The sequence below is a fragment of the Streptomyces sp. NPDC057623 genome (assembly GCF_042800355.1).
Classification (GTDB): Bacteria; Actinomycetota; Actinomycetes; order Streptomycetales; family Streptomycetaceae; genus Streptomyces.
The window spans coordinates 36,607-51,931 of the sequence record NZ_JBHVGZ010000010.1; the positions used below are offsets into that span (position 1 = coordinate 36,607).

Below are 15,325 nucleotides of genomic sequence, written 5' to 3' on the forward strand. Positions count from 1 at the left end.
CCTTCGATAGGATCGTGCCATGCGTGGTGGACGAGGTGAACGACAGGTGCAACGGGTTGTGGTACTGGCCCTGGACGGCGTCTATCCCTTCGAGCTGGGCATCCCCAGCCGGATCTTCGGCGCGGCCGACGGCCGGTACGAGGTGCTGACCTGCAGCGTCGACGGCCGGCCGGTGCAGAGCAACGCGGACTTCACGATCGGCGTCCAGTACGGCCCAAAGATCCTCGCCACCGCCGACACCGTGGTGGTCGCCTCCATCTCGCCCCCGCACATCCCCGCGGAGCTGCCCCCTGAGGTCGCCGCCGCGCTCGCGCTGATCCGCCCGGACGCGCGGATCGTGTCGATCTGCACCGCCGCCTTCGTCCTCGCCGCGGCCGGGCTCCTGGACGGCCGCAGGGCCACCACGCACTGGCAGTCGACCGAGGCGTTCCGGCGCCGCTACCCGCGGGTCGACCTGGACCCGGACGTCCTCTTCGTCCACGACGGCAGGATGCTCACCTCGGCCGGCGCGGCCTCCGGAGTCGACGTCTGCCTGCACATCGTCCGCGTCGACCACGGCCACGAGCTGGCCAACGCGGTGGCCCGGCGCTGTGTCGTGCCGCCGTTCCGGGACGGCGGCCAGGCCCAGTACATCGAGCAGCCGGTGCCGGAGAGCGGTGCCGCGAGCACCGCCGCCACCCGCGCCTGGGCCCTGGACCGCCTCGACGAACCCCTCACGCTGGCCGACCTCGCCGCCCACGCCCGGATGAGCCTGCGCACCTTCGCCCGCCGCTTCCACGACGAGGTCGGCCTCAGCCCCGGCCGCTGGCTGATCCAGCAGCGCGTCGCCCGCGCCCGGCATCTGCTGGAGTCCAGCGATCTGTCGGTGGACCGGATCGCCGGCCAGGTCGGCTTCGCCACGGGAGCCTCCCTGCGCCAGCATCTGCACGCCGCGATCGGGGTGTCACCACAGGCGTACCGCCGTACGTTCCAGGCGGCCGCGCGGTGACCGGCCGGTGATCCGCGGACTTCTCACGCCCGCGCGGCCGCGTACACGCGCGCGCCCCCGACGTAGGTGAGGGACACCCGCGCCTCGGCGATCGCCTCCACCGGCCCGTCGAACGGATCGCGGTCCAGGACCACGAGATCCGCGAGCGCCCCGGCGCGCACCTCGCCCGTGTCGTCGAGGTGGTTCACATACGCCGAGCCCGCCGTGTAGGCGGTCAACGCCTCGGCGAGTGTGATGCGTTCGCCGGGCAGGAACACCGGAGCGCCGTCGCCGTCCGGGGTCACACGGTTGACCGCCACATGGATCCCCTGGAGCGGATCGGGGCTGCTCACCGGCCAGTCGCTGCCCGCCGCGAGCCGGGCGCCGGAACGCAGCAGCGCGCCGAACGGGTACTGCCACGCGGCCCGTTCGGGCCCCAGGAACGGAATGGTCAGCTCGTCCATCTGCGGTTCGTGCGCGGCCCACAGCGGCTGGATGTTCGCCGTCGCCCCCAGCCGGGAGAAGCGCGGCACGTCGGCGGGCTGGACGACCTGGAGATGGGCCAGGTGGGGCCGCGTGTCGCTCGGCCCGTTCGCGGCGCGCGCGGCCTCGACCGCGTCCAGCGCGTCGCGTACGGCCCGGTCGCCCAGGGCGTGGAAGTGGCACTGGAAGCCGAGCGCGTCCAACTCGGTGACGTACTTGGGTAGTTGCCCGGCGTCGATGAAGCTGGTGCCCCGGTTGGCCGTGGCGCAGCCGCACTTGTCGAGGTAGGGATCCAGCAGCGCCGCCGTTCCGGTCTCGGCGACGCCGTCCAGCATCAGCTTCACGCTGCCCGCGCGGAACCGCCCGTGACTCAACGCGGCCCGCCGCTCGACCAGTTCGGGAATCTGCTCGGCGCCCCGCTCGCGGTCCCACCACAGCGCGCCGACGACACGGGCGGTGAGCGAGCCGTCCCGCGCGGCGGCCAGATACGCCTGCGACGGGTCGTCCATGCCGAGGAAGTCCCCGACCAGCGCGTCCTGCCAGGCGGTGATGCCGAGCGCGTGCAGATGCCGCTGGGCGTGCAGCAGGGCCGCCACCCGGTCGGCCGGTGTCGCCGCCGGGGTGAGCCGCCCCACCAGCTGCATCGCCCCCTCCTGCAAGGTCCCGCTCGGCTCACCCGAGGCGTCCCGGTCGATCCGCCCGTCGGCCGGGTCGGGCGTGTCGCGGGTGATGCCAGCGAGCGCGAGGGCACGGCTGTTCACCCAGGCGCCGTGATGGTCGCGGTTGGGCAGATAGACCGGCCGGTCCGGCGCCACCGCGTCCAGCAGTTCCTTCGTCGGCGTACCGCCCTCGAAGGCCTCCATCGACCAGCCGCCGCCCGTGATCCACTCCCGCTCGGGGTGCGCGTCGGCGTACGCCCGCACCGCCGCGAGGGTCTCGTCGGCCGTCCTCGCCCCGGTCAGATCGCACTGGGAGAGCTCCAGCCCGGCCGGGACCGGATGGACGTGCGCGTCCTGGAACCCGGGCAGCAGCAGCCGCCCGGCGAGGTCCACCACCTCCGTCCGCGGACCGGCGAGATCATGCACCTCCTCCCGCCCTACGGCCGTGACGCGGTCGCCGGTGACGGCCACGGCCGTCGCGGTGCGGCCCTCGGGAGTGAGGACGGGGCCGCCTGTGAAGAGCAGATCTGCGTGCATGTTCCGTTTCCTGGTAGGGGGTTATCGGGACGTGGCGAGGAGCTGGGGTGCGTCGGCGTCGGTGCCCCTGCCGGTGCGGAAGTACGGTGACCTGCGCACCCACTTGGCCCACACGGCGGCCACGAAGCCCGACGCGATCATCGCCAGCGGGGTGGCCAGCAGGAACCAACCGTTGTCCGCGCTGACCTCGAAGTGGTCGGCGGACGTGTAGAACGACCAGCCCAGGTAGCCGCCGAGGCCGAGCAGGGCCGCCGCGCTCAGCGCGGGGAACACCACCGCCCGTATGCCCTCCCGCCAGTCCTCGCGCAGCAGCGAGCGGAAGCGCACCGCGGCCGCGATGGCCGTGAGGGCGTAGGAGAGCGCGACCACGATGCCCACGGCGCTCACCGTCGCCATGATCATGTCGGCGAGGCGGGGGATGGCCAGCGCGAGCGCCGCGACGAACGCCGCCAGTACGCCGATGAGCACGGTGCCGGCGGCCGGAGTCCCGTACCGGGGGCTGACCTTGGACCAGACCGGCCCGAGCGTACGGTCGCGGCTCATCGCGAACATCGCCCGGGCCGTCGGGATCACCCCGGCCTGGAGCGAGGCGACCGCCGAGAACATCAGGGCGACCAGCGGGAGCGCCGCCCACGGCTGGGACGCCAGCCGCTCACCGAAGAAGGCCAGACCCTCGGCGCCGTGTCCGGCCAACTCCTGCTCCGACAGGACGCGTTGGAAGGCGATCGAACCGAGCAGGAACAGCCCCAGCATGGTGCACAGGGTGATGATCCCGGCCCGGGAGGCGTCGCGCGGGTCGCGGACCTCCTCGTTCACGCTGAACGCCGACTCGAAGCCCCAGTAGCAGAACACCGACAGCAGCAGGCCCTGCGCGAGCGCCGTCGCCGACGGGATCGCGAACGGGTCGAACCAGCTCAGGCTGAAGTCGTGCGGCCCGGTGACGATGCCGTACCCGCAAAAGCCCAGCAGGACGACGTACTCGAAGACCAGCAGCCCGGCCTGGAGGCGCGCGGCGGTGCGGATCCCGGTCACGGCGGTCAGCGTGACCGCGACCAGGACCAGGATGCCGACCGCCGTCGTCTGCGCGGTCGAGCCCGGGTCCAGCGCCAGGCCGCCCACCCGGTGCAGCCCCGCGTCACCGGCGAGTTGGAGCAGGGCCGAGCCGGTGACGGCCGTGGTGTACGCGAGGAACGCCACCACGGCGACGATGTTCACCCAGCCCACCATGAAGCCCAGCCACGGCGTGAGCGAACGGCCCACCCACACGTATCCGTTGCCCGCGTTGGGCTCGACCTTGTTGAGCCGGGAGTAGGCGCCCGCGATACCCAGGACCGGCAGGAACGCCAGCAGCATGATCGCCGGCAGATGCAGGCCGACCACCCCCGCCGTGACCCCGAGACCGATGCCGATGCTCGTGGTCGCGGCCGTGCTGGACGCGGCGATGGCGATGCCGTCCAGGACACCGAGGGACTTGCGCAGCGCGGGCTGCGCCGCCGGATCGACGCTCAGGGGCTGGTCGGACATGGCCTGTCTCCGCTCGCACCGGGGGCCTGGACGGCCCCGATGACGGCACATGAAACTGTCCGGAGGGTTAACAGGTCAACGGTGTTGTCATAAGGTGCGGGGCACCGGACCGAGGGAGGCAGTCCATGGGAGGCAGTCCATGAGCGAGCGTGTCGTCCCGCCCGCCGCCCGCCGGCGCAGGCGCCCCACCAAGCAGGGCGTCGTCCTGTCCGAGGCACTGATCGTCGAGACGGCCCTCAGGCTCATCGAGGAACACGGCACCGACGCGCTCTCGGTGCGCCGCCTCGGCCGCGCGCTCGGCGCCGACCCCAGCTCGCTCTACCGCTACTTCCGGCACACCGACGACCTGATGCTCGCCATCGCCGACGAACTCATCGGCTGTACCCTGCGCACCTGGCGCCCCACCGGCGACTGGCGCGCCGACCTGCGGGATCTCGGCCTGCGTATGCACGCCGGGGCCCTAGCGCACCCCCGGGCGGCCGTGCTCAGCTCGTACCGGGTGACCGGACGGGTGTACGAGATCCAGGCCGTCGAGACCATTCTCGGCGTGCTGCGCGAGGCGGGTTTCCCCGACACCGAGGCCGTGCGGATCTACCACGCCTTCGTGGACCAGGCCCTCGCCCACGGCGCCCTCGACTCGGCGAGCGCGGCGATGCCGAAGGCCGCGCGGGAGGCGGAGGCGGCCGTCTGGCGGGCGACGTACGCGCGCCTGTCCGCCGACACCCACCCGCACATCGCCGCGACGGCCCGCCATCTCGTGGCGGACATGGCGCGCAGTTCCTATCCGGCCGTCCTGGACCTGCTGCTGAGCGCGGCGGCGGCGCGGCTCGCGGAAAGCCGGGAGCGCGAACCCGGGACCGGGCGCGGCCCCGACCGGCACACTGGGCACGTCCGTCGACAGTTGCCGCGACAGGAGGCAGTCCGCAGATGACCCGCCCGCCCGCACGCCCCGCCAAGCAGCGCAAGCAGGACACCCTGGACCGACTGGAGCACGACGAGGACGTGTGGGTCGCCACGGCCGAGGTCGACGGGGGCATCCCGTATCTCGTCCCGCTGTCCTTCCTCTGGGACGGTTCGACCCTGCTGCTGGCCACGCCGGCCGACAGCCCGACGGGCCGGAACCTGAGGCTGACCGGCCGGGCGCGCCTGGGCATCGGGCCGACCCGTGACGTCGTCATGATCGAGGGCTCGGTCGAGGCGATCGCCCCCGCTCAGCTCCCCGAGGAGGAGGCCGACCGGTTCGCGGCCGAAATCGGCTTCGACCCCCGCCGACTCGCCACGCCCTACCTGTACTTCCGCGTCCGTCCGCAGCGGGTGCAGGCCTGGCGTGAGGCTGACGAGATCGCCGGGCGGGAGCTGATGAAGGACGGGGAGTGGCTGGTGGCGGACTGAAACGCCCTGGCCGGGACACCCGTCAGGGACAGGGCGGCGGGGCAGGACCGTCTCGCGCCCCTGACCCTTCGGAGGAGTCATGCCACTGGTGACAGCGGGTTTCGTGGTGCTCGACTGTGCCGAGCCGGAGAAACTCGCCGTGTTCTACACGGAACTGCTGGACGGCGAGCAGACCGACGCGACCGCCAACCGCGTGGAGATCAGGGGCGCCGACGGCACCCGGCTGGCGTTCCGGCGCGACATGAACGCGACGCCGCCGAGCTGGCCGCGCCCCGAGAACTCCCTCCAGGCCCACCTGGACTTCGTGGTTCAGGACCTGGACGAGGCGGAGCGCAGGATCGTCGGGCTGGGCGGCCGCGCCCTGGAGACCAAGGACGCGGCCGGCCCCTACGAGGAACGCGGCTACGCCGACCCGGCCGGCCACTCCTTCACCCTGCACCGCATGGCCCCCACGGCACCGAAGCAGGGCTGAACCCCGCCGGTGCCGCAGGGGCGGCGGCTCAGTCCCGGCCGCCCTTCTCGCTGACCGGCCACACCCCCGTCGAGCGCTCGATCGCCTTGGCGCCGGTGCGGTCCGCCAGGCTGCGCGCCATCGCGAAGAGGGCGCCCTGGACCGCGGCCGCCAGCAGGATCTCCCCCCAGCCGCGGTCCTGGTCCAGGGCGTCGGGGGCGTCCTCCTCGTGCCGTATCGCCATCCAGGTCTTGCGGAAGGCGAGCCCCGCCAGCGCGCCGCTCGCCCAGCCGAGGGCGAATCCCAACGGCTTGTAGGCGAGGGGGAGCTTCGCCTTCTTCTGCTTGTTCTTCTTGGCCATGTGCCTGTGCCTCCTTCGTCGGTCAGGGCCGTCCGTGCGCCGGGACCCGCTCGGCATCCGGAACCGGCCCGGGCGGCGTCCCGTCGCCGAACGGCCTGCCGCCCAGCTCGTCACGGTGGTGCGGGGTCGGCCAGCCCGACAGGTCCGGCCCGAGGGGCACGATGCCGGTCGGGTTGATGCCGCTGTGCACCTGGTAGTAGTGCCGTTTGATGTGGTCGAAGTCGACGGTGTCACCGAACCCGGGCGTCTGGTAGAGGTCGCGGGCGTACGCCCACAGCACCTGATGTTCCGTCAACTTCCAGCGGTTGCACTTGAAATGGCCGTGATAGACGGCGTCGAAGCGGACCAGGGTGGTGAACAGCCGGATGTCCGCCTCGGTGATCGTGTCGCCGACCAGATAGCGCTGCCCGGCCAGTCGCCCGGCCAGCAGCTCCAACCGCCGGAAGAGACGCGTGCACGCCGCCTCGTACTCCTCCTGGCCGGTGGCGAAGCCCGCCCGGTACACCCCGTTGTTGACGTCCTCGAAGACGTCCGCCAGCACGGCGTCGATCTCGTCCCGCAGCGGACCGGGGTAGAGGTCGGGCGCCCCCTCGCGGTGCAGCGCCGTCCACTCGGTGGCGAGGTCGAGCGTGATCCGCTGGTAGTCGTTGGTGACGAGCCTGCCGCTGGGCACGTCCACGATCGCGGGCACGCTGACACCGCCCGGGTAGTCGGCCTCCCTGCGGTCGTACGCCTCGCTGAGGAAGCGGATGCCGAGCACCGGATCGCGGTCGCCGGGGTCCAGCGTGAAGCGCCAGCTGCGGTCGTCCTGGAGCGGGTCGGCGATCGCGAGGGGCAGGGCGTCCTCCAGACCGAGCAGCCGACGGGACACCACCGCCCTGCTCGCCCACGGACAGGCACGGCTGACCACCAGACGGTAGCGGCCGGCCTCCACCGGCCAGCCGTCCCGGCCGTCCGCGGTGATCCGGTCCGCGAAGTGGGCCTTGGACCGTTGGAACGACTTCCTCCCGTAGGCGGTGTTGCCCCCGCCGCTCATGACCCGACTCCTCTCCGCCGGACATCTCCGGCGTACGTCTTTGCGCCCCGCGCTCGCTCGTGCCCGGGTTCGCTCCGGTTCCTGATCCCACCGAGTCCCCCGTTTTCCGCCGACCGCACGGTGTGAGCCGGATCGACCGGGGCAGTCGGGGGAAAACGAGCAGCACCACCAGCCCACCCCAGGCCGACCACAGGACCCGCGTCACCGTCCTGGTGGCACTCACCGCCAATCTCGTCATCGCGGTCGCCAAGGCGGCCGGCGGAGTCGTCGCCCTCCCCAGAGGGGGCACCCCCAGCCCGCGCTGCTGTCGGAGGCCGCGCACTCCGTGGCGGACAGCATGAACGAGGTCTTCCTGCTGGCCGCCCTGCGCCGCAGTCGCCGCCCCGCCGACGCCCGCCATCCCTTCGGCTACGGCAAGGAGCGCTTCTTCTGGTCGCTGCTCGCGGCCGTCGGGATCTTCGTGATGGGCGGATGCTTCTCCTTCTTCCAGGGCATCGAGGCGCTGCGCGGCGGCTCCGGGGAGAAGTTCGGCGGCTATGTGGCCGGCCTGGTCGTGCTCGGTGTCGCCTTCGTCGCCGAGGGCCTGTCGCTGGTGCGGGCGCTGTACCAGGTGCGCGGGCAGGGCGGCGTCGCCAAGGGGCTGCGCGACCCGGCCCTGCGCACGGTCGTCGCCGAGGACGGCACGGCGGTGCTCGGCGTGACCCTCGCCTTCGCCGGCATGGTGCTGCACATGGTCACCGGGCAGGTCGTCTGGGAGGCGTCGGCGTCACTCGCGATCGGCGCGCTGCTCGTCCACGTCGCCTACCGGCTGGGCCGAGAGGCCCGCGACCAGCTGATCGGGGAGGCCGCCGACCCCGAGGCGGCCGCCCGGATCCGGGCGCTGCTCGAAGCCCAACCCGAGATCGACAGCGTGGAAGCGCCACGCGGCGGCAGCCGCATGTCGACTGCGCCACGATGAAGACCGGCCTCGAGACGGCCCTGGTGGCGGCTCGCGTCGATCTGATGCCCGGCTTCGACAGCGAGCAGGTGGAGGAGGTCGCCGTCCGCATCAAGCGGTCCATCGCCCGGACCGTGGCCGAGGCGGATCAGATCTTCCTCGACGTGACCGAACACTCCGCACGCGAGGCAGCGGGAAGCCCCGCCGCGACGGGGGAACGCGGCGGGGCCTGACGCACGTGTGCCCGGCGCACGGGGGTTCATGCGTCCTGGAGAAGAAAAAAATTCTCAGTCCCCGTCGAACGGCTCCAGCACGAAGACCGGGATCACCCGATCCGTCTTCTTCTGGTAGTCGGCGTACGGCGGATACGCCGCCACCGCCCGCTCCCACCACTCGTCCTTCTCCGCGCCGGTGATCTCGCGGGCCCGCATGTCCCGCTTCACCGGCCCGTCCTGGAGCTCCACATGGGGATCGCCCTTGACGTTGTGGTACCAGACCGGGTGCTTGGGCGCCCCGCCCAGCGAGGCCACGGCGGCATAGCGCCCCCCGTGCTCCACGCGCATCAACGGCGTCTTGCGGATCTTGCCGCTCCTGGCACCCCGCGTCGTGAGCAGGATCACCGGCCTCCCCGTGTTCTGGAGAGTCGTCCCCTGAGTGCCGCCGGAGCCCTCGTACAACTCCACCTGGTCGCGCACCCACTTGGTCGGGCTGGGCTCGTACTCGCCGTCGAGAGGCATGGCCTCGGTCCCATCGTCGTGTCCTGATGCTGACTGACGCACCGCTTCAACAACGGAACGGGCGGAAATCATCCTGCCGCGGCTACACCGGCATCCCCACGGCCAGCGCCAGGATCACGCCGCTCGACACCAGCGCCGTCACCAACCGCCCCCGGCATCCCGTCAGCACCCGCCCGAGCAGCGCCCCGCCCCCGGCGAGCAGCACCTGCCAGCTCGCCGACGCGGCGAACGCGGCCAGGACGAAAACGCCCTGCTCCAGGGGCGCCACCGCGTCCGTCGTGCGCGTGCCGAGGACGAGGGCCACGAAGTAGATCACGGTGGTGGGGTTGAGCAGAGTGATGCCGAGCAGCGCCAGGTAGGCGCGTGCCGGGCTCGGGGGAGAGGCGGCGGGAGCGGAGCGGGCGGCCTGCCGGTGGTCGCGGTAGTGGCGTACGGCGCTGAGCGCGCCCCGTACCGCGAGAAGCGCCAGCACCAGGGCGGAGGCCCAGCGCAGCGGCACCAGCACCGGACGCAGCGCGGTGGCGAGCGCGGAGCCGCCGACGGTGGCCACGAGCGCGTAGAGACCGTCGGCGGTCGCGACGCCCAGCGCGGCGCAGACCCCCGTCCGCAGCGAGGTCCGGGCGGTGAGGGAGACGAGGTAGGTGGCGACCGCGCCGACCGGGACGGCGATGCCGTAGCCCGCGAGCAGCCCCGCGACGAGCGCGGCGGTCACGACGTGGGAAGCGTGGGCCTCCACGGCCGGCCGGGCTGCTGCTGGCGCGCCACCGGGCGAACGGTGTCGGTCAGCGGCAGGAAGGCGATGGTCATAGACATGGCCGGATTCTGGGGGTGGCGGCGGTGTGCCGACAAGCGAATTTCTCCGGGGCGCCGGGCGCGCCTCCCCGCGGCCGAAGCTCTGTGCGACGATCCCCGGCCAGATTGTCCGTGCGCCTGATCTGGCCGAACTTGACGTCGTCCTCTAGGTGCCTGAGGCATCTAATGAAGATCGGCACGACGCACTCTTCGTCTGTGAGGTCTTCCATGACGGACATGACGGAACCGCACACCGTCGTCTTCCCCCAGAGCCGGACCTGCCCCTACCACCCGCCCGAGGCCTACGACCCCCTGCGCGACGCGCGCCCGCTGGCCCGGATCTCCCTCTACGACGGCCGCCCGGTCTGGCTGGTCACCGGACACGCTCTGGCCCGCACCCTGCTGGCCGACGCGCGGTTGTCCTCCGACCGCACCCGGTCCGACTTCCCCGCGACCACCGCACGGTTCGCGGGGCTCCGCAACCGCAAAGGCGCGCTGCTGAGCGTCGACGACCCCGAACACCGGGTCCAGCGGCGGATGATGGTTCCCAGCTTCACGCTGCGCCGTGCCGTCGAGATGCGTCCGGAGATCCAGCGGATCGTGGACGAACGGCTGGACGCGATGATCGCCCGGGGAGCACCCGCCGAGCTGGTGAACGACTTCGCCCTGCCCGTTCCCTCGATGGTCATCTGTGCCCTGCTGGGTGTCCCCTACGCCGACCACGACTTCTTCGAGGAGCAGTCGCGGCGCCTGCTGCGCGGCCCCACGGCCGAGGACACCATGGACGCCCGCGACCGGTTGGAGGCGTACTTCGCCGAGTTGATCGACCGCAAGCGCAAGCGGCCGGAGCCCGGCGACGGCGTCCTGGACGAGCTCGTCCACCAGCAACTGCGCGCGGGCGAACTGGACCAGGAGGAGGTCATCGCTCTCGCGACCATCCTGCTGGTGGCCGGCCACGAGACGACCGCCAACATGATCTCCCTGGGCACCTACACCCTCCTCCAGCACCCGGACCGGCTGGCCGAGTTGCGCGCCGCCCCGTCGCTGCTGCCGGCCGCGGTCGAGGAGCTGATGCGGATGCTGTCCATCGCCGACGGCCTGCTGCGGGTCGCCGTCGAGGACATCGAGACGGACGGCGGGACGATCCGGGCGGGCGAGGGCGTGGTCTTCGCGACCTCGGTCATCAACCGCGACGAGTCCCTCTACTCCGATCCCGACACGCTCGACTGGCGCCGCTCGGCCCGCCATCACGTCGGCTTCGGCTTCGGCATCCACCAGTGCCTCGGCCAGAACCTGGCCCGCGCCGAGATGGAGATCGCCCTGCACACCCTCTTCGACCGCCTGCCGACCCTGCGCCTTGCCGTCCCTGCGGAGGAAATCCCCTGCAAACCCGGCGACACGATCCAGGGGATGCTGGAACTCCCCGTGAGCTGGTAAGAGGCTCCGGTCATGCACAACGAAACGCGCGAATCAGACGAAATGCCCATCGCCATCGACCACGACCTCTGCGTCGGCGCCGGCCAGTGCGCCCTGGTCGCCCCGTCCGTCTTCACCCAGGACGACGACGGCTTCAGCGCCCTGCTGCCCGGCCGCGAGGACGGCGGCGGCGACCCGATGGTGCGGGAGGCCGTCCGGGCCTGCCCGGTCAGCGCCATCACCGTGTCGGAAACGGGGAGTTGACGCCGGACACCCTCCCCGACCATCCCAGCGCCGGGCGGGCCCGCATCCGATGCCGGGCCCGCCCGGCCCGTCCCGGAGCGCCGTCCCAGAGCCCCTTATCGGCGCGCCGCCACCAGCGACCGCGCCGCGTCCCGGGCCTCGGCCGCCGCTCCCGTGCCGCCGCTTATGCCCGCCGTCACCATCGCGCCCTCGGCCAGCAGGAACAGCGGTCCGGTCAGCGCGTCGGGGAGCCCGGCCGCGGTCACCAGTGAGGCGAGGTAGTCGCGGAACGCCTGCTTGTGCGCCCGGACCTGGTCGGCCACCGGCTCCGAGCGGGCACCCAGCTCGCCGTACGAGTTGATCCAGGCGCACCCGCGGTAGTCCTCCTCGCCGAACCACTCCTCCAGCCAGTCGAAGACGGCGAGGATCCGGCGCCCGGGGTCCGTCTGCCGCTCCGCGTACGCGGCGAGCCGGCCGCGCCAGCGCACGTCGCGCCGCTCCAGATACGCCACGACCAGCTGCTCCTTCGCCGGGAAGAGCTGATAGAGCCGCTTCAGTGACACGCCGGACGCGCCCCGGATGTCGTCCATGCCGACGGACTGGATGCCGCGCCCGTAGAACAGCTTCTCCGCGGCGTCCAGTGCCTGCTCCCGGGCGGTTGCGCTGTCCATGTGCGACCCCTCCTTGACGTGAGAACGAGCGTTCTCCTACGGTATCAGCCAAGCGGAGAACGCACGTTCTCCGCTCGCTCGCACTGCCGTTCCGGCCCCGGAGGATGACATGACCGACCGCCCGCCCCTGCCGCCGTTCACCCGCGAGAGCGCCGCACAGAAGGTGCGGGCCGCCGAGGACGCCTGGAACACCCGTGACCCGCACAAGGTGGCGGCGGCGTACTCGGAGGACTCGGTGTGGCGCAACCGCGACACCTTCGTCACCGGCCGCGCCGAGATCGTCGAGTTCCTCACCGCCAAGTGGGCGCGCGAGCAGGAGTACGCGCTGCGCAAGGACCTGTGGGCCTTCGACGGCGACCGCATCGCGGTCCGCTTCCAGTACGAGTGCCGGGACGCCGACGGGCAGTGGTGGCGGTCGTACGGCAACGAGCTGTGGGAGTTCGACGCGCACGGACTGATGACCCGGCGCGAGGCGAGCATCAACGACGTGCCGATCGAGGAGAAGGAGCGCCGCGTCTTCGGGTCCCGCCCGGAGAACGAGCGCGGGCTGTCCTTCCCGGTCCGGTAGACCGGGCGAACCCGTTGAGTAGGGTTCCCCGGTGACCCGACCGGCCCGCAAGCCCTTCCTCTACGTCGTCGTCTGCGCCGCCGGCATCGCCGCGGACGTCAGCAAGCTGATCACGGCCGCGCAGGAGCGGGACCGGGAGGTCGGCGTCATCGCGACCCCGGCCGCCCTGAACGGCTTCTTCGACACCGCCGCCGTCGAGGCCCTCACCGGCCGCCCGATCCGCTCGGCCTGGCGCACGCCCGCCGATCCCCGCCCCTTCCCGCCGCCGGACGCCGTCGTCGTGGCCCCGGCCACCTTCAACACGATCAACAAGTGGGCCGCGGGCATCGCCGACACCCTCGCCCTGGGCACCCTCTGCGAGGCGTACGGCCTCGGCGTCCCCATCGCCGTCCTGCCCTGTGTGGCCGACGCGCTGGCCGCCCATCCCGCCTACCGGGACAGCCTGATCCGGCTGCGCGGGATGGGCGTGCGCCTCGGGGAGCCGTACACCGGAGCGGCGGGCGAGGACGGCGGCCGGCCGGACTTCGGCTGGGAGCGCGCGCTGGACCTGCTGGAGCGGTGACGGATCCGGCCTCGCCCGCACCCGACGACGTACGCTCCCCAGGTACCCCACCCGGAAGGCAGGAGCAGCAACGATGCAGTACGTGAAGCTCGGTTCGGCGGGCCTGGACGTGTCGCGGATCTGTCTGGGCTGCATGACCTACGGGCTCCCCGACCGCGGCACGCACGAGTGGACCCTCGACGAGGAGGCCTCACGACCGCTGATCCGGCAGGCGCTGGACGCCGGGATCAACTTCTTCGACACCGCCAACGTCTACTCCGACGGCACCAGCGAGGAGATCGTCGGCAGGGCGCTGCGCGACTTCGCCCGCCGGGACGAGATCGTGCTCGCGACGAAGGCGCACGGCCGGATGCGGCCCGGTCCCAACGGCGCCGGACTCTCCCGCAAGGCGATCATGACGGAGATCGACCACAGCCTCGCCCGCCTCGGCACCGACTACGTCGACCTCTACCAGATCCACCGCTTCGACCCGCACACCCCGGTCGAGGAGACGATGGAGGCCCTGCACGACCTGGTCAAGGCGGGCAAGGTGCGCTACCTCGGGGCGAGTTCGATGTACGCGTGGCAGTTCGCCAAGATGCAGTACACGGCCGAGCGGAACGGCTGGACCAGGTTCGTCTCGATGCAGAACCACTACAACCTCCTCTACCGGGAGGAGGAGCGCGAGATGCTCCCGCTCTGCGCGGACCAGGGCGTCGGCGTGCTGCCGTGGAGTCCGCTGGCGCGCGGCCGGCTCACCCGGGACTGGGGTACGGTCACCGACCGCAGCACCACCGACGACTTCGGCAGCCGTCTCTACGTCGACAACGACCGCGTGGTCGTCGAGGCCGTCACCCGCGTCGCCGGGGAACGCGGCGTCCCGCGCGCCCAGGTCGCCCTCGCCTGGCTGCTCCAGCAGGACACGGTGGCGGCCCCGATCATCGGCGCCGCCAAGCCGCGGCACATCGAGGACGCGGCCGCTGCGGTCGAACTCACGCTCACCGAGAAGGAGTTGGAGGAGCTCAAGGAGCCCTATGTGACCCATCCGGTCATCGGGCACTGAAGGGCGGCTCCGCCGCGGGCGCGATCCACCACGAGGCGCCCGCGGCCGACCACTAGTGGGGCCCGGCCGCCGCGAACTCGGTACCGCACGGCCCCGCCCCTTCACTCTCGGCCAACCGCACACGATCACCGCTCATCGTCATCGTCCGGTAGTACTGCCCGATCCGCTCGGTCGACTGCCCGACATAGTGACCGATGAACGACCGCCGAAACCGATCCTCGGTGCGGTTCGGCTGCGACCCGTGCACCAGGCTCCCGTTGAAGAACAGGACATCCCCCGGCTCCATGTCGACGGCAACGGCGGCCAACCCCGCCGGAGGCGCGACGTACTCCCGCGCGAAGGACACCTCGGCGTCCGCGAGCTCCGGGCAGAACAGGTCCATCGCGTGGGTGCCGGGGACGACTTCGAGTCCGCCGTTGTCCCGGTCGATCACATCGCAGGCGATCCACGCCGCGACACAGGTGCCCGGCTCGACCCGCAGATAGAAGTTGTCCTGGTGCAGCGCCTGCCCCCGGGCCCCGGGCGGCTTGAAGTAGAACATGCTCTGCGCGGCCAGCACCTCCTCCCCGAGCAGCACCTCCAGCACGCCGCGCAGCCGGGAGTCCAGCAGCACCCGCAGGGACAGCTCGTCGATCTCGTGCGGCTGCATCACCCTCGGATACGCCGCCAGCGGGTCACTGTCCGACGGGCGCGGCTCGAAGTGCCCGGGCACGGGTCCGGCCGCGTGCAGCGCCGCGAACCGATCGCGCAACCGGTCGATCTCGTCGTACCCGAACAGTCCGTGAGCGACGGTGAACCCGTCCTCGCGGAACTGGCTGAGCCCGTTCTCGGGCAGGATGGGGGCGCCGGTGGCATCCATGTCCGTGGCTGTCGTGTCGGCTGTCATGTGTCCACTCCTCGGTCAGGTGTCCTCGCCCGACCACGCTAGGCCGACGCACGTCCCAGGA

General features: G+C 72.0%; 17 protein-coding genes and 1 pseudogene. 10 read left to right on the plus strand and 8 right to left on the minus strand.

Annotated features, from left to right (window positions below):
• The first annotated feature begins 19 nt into the window (after positions 1 to 19).
• The gene (locus tag ACFU95_RS13295) at positions 20 to 988 is read left to right on the plus strand and encodes a GlxA family transcriptional regulator (protein ID WP_383826167.1); all 969 of its coding nucleotides are present in this window, start codon (positions 20 to 22) and stop codon (positions 986 to 988) included.
• Positions 989 to 1,011: 23 nt separating this feature from the next.
• Here ACFU95_RS13295 and ACFU95_RS13300 read toward each other — a convergent pair whose 3' ends face one another.
• Together ACFU95_RS13300 and ACFU95_RS13305 are read right to left on the minus strand one after the other, a co-directional pair.
• On the minus strand, positions 1,012 to 2,646 hold the full coding sequence (locus ACFU95_RS13300; protein WP_383826170.1) for an amidohydrolase: 1,635 nt from the start codon (positions 2,644 to 2,646) through the stop codon (positions 1,012 to 1,014).
• 21 nt (positions 2,647 to 2,667) lie between these two features.
• On the minus strand, positions 2,668 to 4,170 hold the full coding sequence (locus ACFU95_RS13305; protein WP_383826173.1) for an APC family permease: 1,503 nt from the start codon (positions 4,168 to 4,170) through the stop codon (positions 2,668 to 2,670).
• Between the two features lie 139 nt (positions 4,171 to 4,309).
• Between ACFU95_RS13305 and ACFU95_RS13310 the strand changes: the two genes are divergently transcribed.
• The 3 genes from ACFU95_RS13310 (at position 4,310) to ACFU95_RS13320 (ending at position 6,034) form a co-directional block, all read left to right on the plus strand.
• Positions 4,310 to 5,101: a TetR/AcrR family transcriptional regulator gene (locus tag ACFU95_RS13310; protein WP_383826176.1), complete on the plus strand. Its 792-nt coding sequence runs from the start codon at positions 4,310 to 4,312 to the stop codon at positions 5,099 to 5,101.
• Positions 5,098 to 5,562 (plus strand): pyridoxamine 5'-phosphate oxidase family protein, encoded by a 465-nt coding sequence (locus ACFU95_RS13315; protein ID WP_383826179.1) that lies wholly within the window; start codon positions 5,098 to 5,100, stop codon positions 5,560 to 5,562. Before ACFU95_RS13310 ends, ACFU95_RS13315 begins: the two co-directional genes overlap by 4 nt.
• A gap of 79 nt (positions 5,563 to 5,641) precedes the next feature.
• Positions 5,642 to 6,034, plus strand: a complete 393-nt coding sequence (locus tag ACFU95_RS13320) for a VOC family protein (RefSeq protein ID WP_383826182.1) — start codon at positions 5,642 to 5,644, stop codon at positions 6,032 to 6,034.
• Between the two features lie 28 nt (positions 6,035 to 6,062).
• On the opposite strand, the gene ACFU95_RS13325 is transcribed toward ACFU95_RS13320, so the two are convergent.
• Entirely contained in the window at positions 6,063 to 6,374 is a 312-nt protein-coding gene (locus tag ACFU95_RS13325) for a DUF4235 domain-containing protein (protein WP_383826183.1), read from the minus strand.
• Between the two features lie 22 nt (positions 6,375 to 6,396).
• Positions 6,397 to 7,410 (minus strand): glutathione S-transferase family protein, encoded by a 1,014-nt coding sequence (locus tag ACFU95_RS13330; RefSeq protein WP_383826185.1) that lies wholly within the window; start codon positions 7,408 to 7,410, stop codon positions 6,397 to 6,399.
• Positions 7,411 to 7,622: 212 nt separating this feature from the next.
• Between ACFU95_RS13330 and ACFU95_RS13335 the strand changes: the two are divergent.
• A pseudogene (locus ACFU95_RS13335) lies at positions 7,623 to 8,580 on the plus strand (cation diffusion facilitator family transporter).
• Positions 8,581 to 8,634: 54 nt separating this feature from the next.
• On the opposite strand, the gene ACFU95_RS13340 reads toward ACFU95_RS13335, so the two are convergent.
• Positions 8,635 to 9,084 carry a nitroreductase family deazaflavin-dependent oxidoreductase gene (locus tag ACFU95_RS13340; RefSeq protein ID WP_383826188.1) on the minus strand — a complete coding sequence of 150 codons (450 nt, stop codon included), beginning with the start codon at positions 9,082 to 9,084 and terminating at the stop codon, positions 8,635 to 8,637.
• Positions 9,085 to 9,166: 82 nt separating this feature from the next.
• Positions 9,167 to 9,796 carry a LysE family transporter gene (locus tag ACFU95_RS13345; RefSeq protein WP_383826190.1) on the minus strand — a complete coding sequence of 210 codons (630 nt, stop codon included), beginning with the start codon at positions 9,794 to 9,796 and terminating at the stop codon, positions 9,167 to 9,169.
• Between the two features lie 308 nt (positions 9,797 to 10,104).
• Here ACFU95_RS13345 and ACFU95_RS13350 point away from each other — a divergent pair, with 308 nt between their 5' ends.
• Together ACFU95_RS13350 and ACFU95_RS13355 are read left to right on the plus strand one after the other, a co-directional pair.
• The gene (locus ACFU95_RS13350) at positions 10,105 to 11,313 is read left to right on the plus strand and encodes a cytochrome P450 (RefSeq protein WP_383826193.1); all 1,209 of its coding nucleotides are present in this window, start codon (positions 10,105 to 10,107) and stop codon (positions 11,311 to 11,313) included.
• Positions 11,314 to 11,355: 42 nt separating this feature from the next.
• Positions 11,356 to 11,556, plus strand: coding sequence for a ferredoxin (locus ACFU95_RS13355; RefSeq protein ID WP_383826545.1), 201 nt, complete (start codon positions 11,356 to 11,358; stop codon positions 11,554 to 11,556).
• Between the two features lie 95 nt (positions 11,557 to 11,651).
• Here ACFU95_RS13355 and ACFU95_RS13360 read toward each other — a convergent pair whose 3' ends face one another.
• Positions 11,652 to 12,206, minus strand: coding sequence for a TetR/AcrR family transcriptional regulator (locus ACFU95_RS13360; protein WP_383826196.1), 555 nt, complete (start codon positions 12,204 to 12,206; stop codon positions 11,652 to 11,654).
• Between the two features lie 109 nt (positions 12,207 to 12,315).
• Between ACFU95_RS13360 and ACFU95_RS13365 the strand changes: the two genes are divergently transcribed.
• From ACFU95_RS13365 to ACFU95_RS13375, 3 genes are all read left to right on the plus strand, one after another.
• Entirely contained in the window at positions 12,316 to 12,774 is a 459-nt protein-coding gene (locus ACFU95_RS13365; protein WP_383826199.1) for a DUF1348 family protein, read from the plus strand.
• A 31-nt stretch (positions 12,775 to 12,805) separates the two neighbouring features.
• Positions 12,806 to 13,336 carry a flavoprotein gene (locus ACFU95_RS13370; protein WP_383826201.1) on the plus strand — a complete coding sequence of 177 codons (531 nt, stop codon included), beginning with the start codon at positions 12,806 to 12,808 and terminating at the stop codon, positions 13,334 to 13,336.
• A 73-nt stretch (positions 13,337 to 13,409) separates the two neighbouring features.
• Positions 13,410 to 14,378, plus strand: coding sequence for an aldo/keto reductase (locus ACFU95_RS13375; protein WP_383826204.1), 969 nt, complete (start codon positions 13,410 to 13,412; stop codon positions 14,376 to 14,378).
• A gap of 52 nt (positions 14,379 to 14,430) precedes the next feature.
• On the opposite strand, the gene ACFU95_RS13380 is transcribed toward ACFU95_RS13375, so the two are convergent.
• Positions 14,431 to 15,237 (minus strand): phytanoyl-CoA dioxygenase family protein, encoded by an 807-nt coding sequence (locus tag ACFU95_RS13380; RefSeq protein ID WP_383826548.1) that lies wholly within the window; start codon positions 15,235 to 15,237, stop codon positions 14,431 to 14,433.
• Positions 15,238 to 15,325: the final 88 nt, after the last annotated feature.

What these genes read in the sequence shown, in the direction of transcription:
- ACFU95_RS13365 (WP_383826199.1), top strand. Translation starts at nt 12,316, where the DNA reads ATGACCGACCGCCCGCCCCTGCCGCCGTTCACCCGCGAGAGCGCCGCA.
- ACFU95_RS13315 (WP_383826179.1), top strand. Translation starts at nt 5,098, where the DNA reads ATGACCCGCCCGCCCGCACGCCCCGCCAAGCAGCGCAAGCAGGACACC.
- ACFU95_RS13330 (WP_383826185.1), bottom strand. Translation starts at nt 7,410, where the DNA reads ATGAGCGGCGGGGGCAACACCGCCTACGGGAGGAAGTCGTTCCAACGG.
- ACFU95_RS13310 (WP_383826176.1), top strand. Translation starts at nt 4,310, where the DNA reads ATGAGCGAGCGTGTCGTCCCGCCCGCCGCCCGCCGGCGCAGGCGCCCC.
- ACFU95_RS13295 (WP_383826167.1), top strand. Translation starts at nt 20, where the DNA reads ATGCGTGGTGGACGAGGTGAACGACAGGTGCAACGGGTTGTGGTACTG.
- ACFU95_RS13300 (WP_383826170.1), bottom strand. Translation starts at nt 2,646, where the DNA reads ATGCACGCAGATCTGCTCTTCACAGGCGGCCCCGTCCTCACTCCCGAG.
- ACFU95_RS13305 (WP_383826173.1), bottom strand. Translation starts at nt 4,170, where the DNA reads ATGTCCGACCAGCCCCTGAGCGTCGATCCGGCGGCGCAGCCCGCGCTG.
- ACFU95_RS13380 (WP_383826548.1), bottom strand. Translation starts at nt 15,237, where the DNA reads ATGGATGCCACCGGCGCCCCCATCCTGCCCGAGAACGGGCTCAGCCAG.
- ACFU95_RS13340 (WP_383826188.1), bottom strand. Translation starts at nt 9,084, where the DNA reads ATGCCTCTCGACGGCGAGTACGAGCCCAGCCCGACCAAGTGGGTGCGC.
- ACFU95_RS13350 (WP_383826193.1), top strand. Translation starts at nt 10,105, where the DNA reads ATGACGGACATGACGGAACCGCACACCGTCGTCTTCCCCCAGAGCCGG.
- ACFU95_RS13320 (WP_383826182.1), top strand. Translation starts at nt 5,642, where the DNA reads ATGCCACTGGTGACAGCGGGTTTCGTGGTGCTCGACTGTGCCGAGCCG.
- ACFU95_RS13375 (WP_383826204.1), top strand. Translation starts at nt 13,410, where the DNA reads ATGCAGTACGTGAAGCTCGGTTCGGCGGGCCTGGACGTGTCGCGGATC.
- ACFU95_RS13325 (WP_383826183.1), bottom strand. Translation starts at nt 6,374, where the DNA reads ATGGCCAAGAAGAACAAGCAGAAGAAGGCGAAGCTCCCCCTCGCCTAC.
- ACFU95_RS13355 (WP_383826545.1), top strand. Translation starts at nt 11,356, where the DNA reads ATGCCCATCGCCATCGACCACGACCTCTGCGTCGGCGCCGGCCAGTGC.
- ACFU95_RS13360 (WP_383826196.1), bottom strand. Translation starts at nt 12,206, where the DNA reads ATGGACAGCGCAACCGCCCGGGAGCAGGCACTGGACGCCGCGGAGAAG.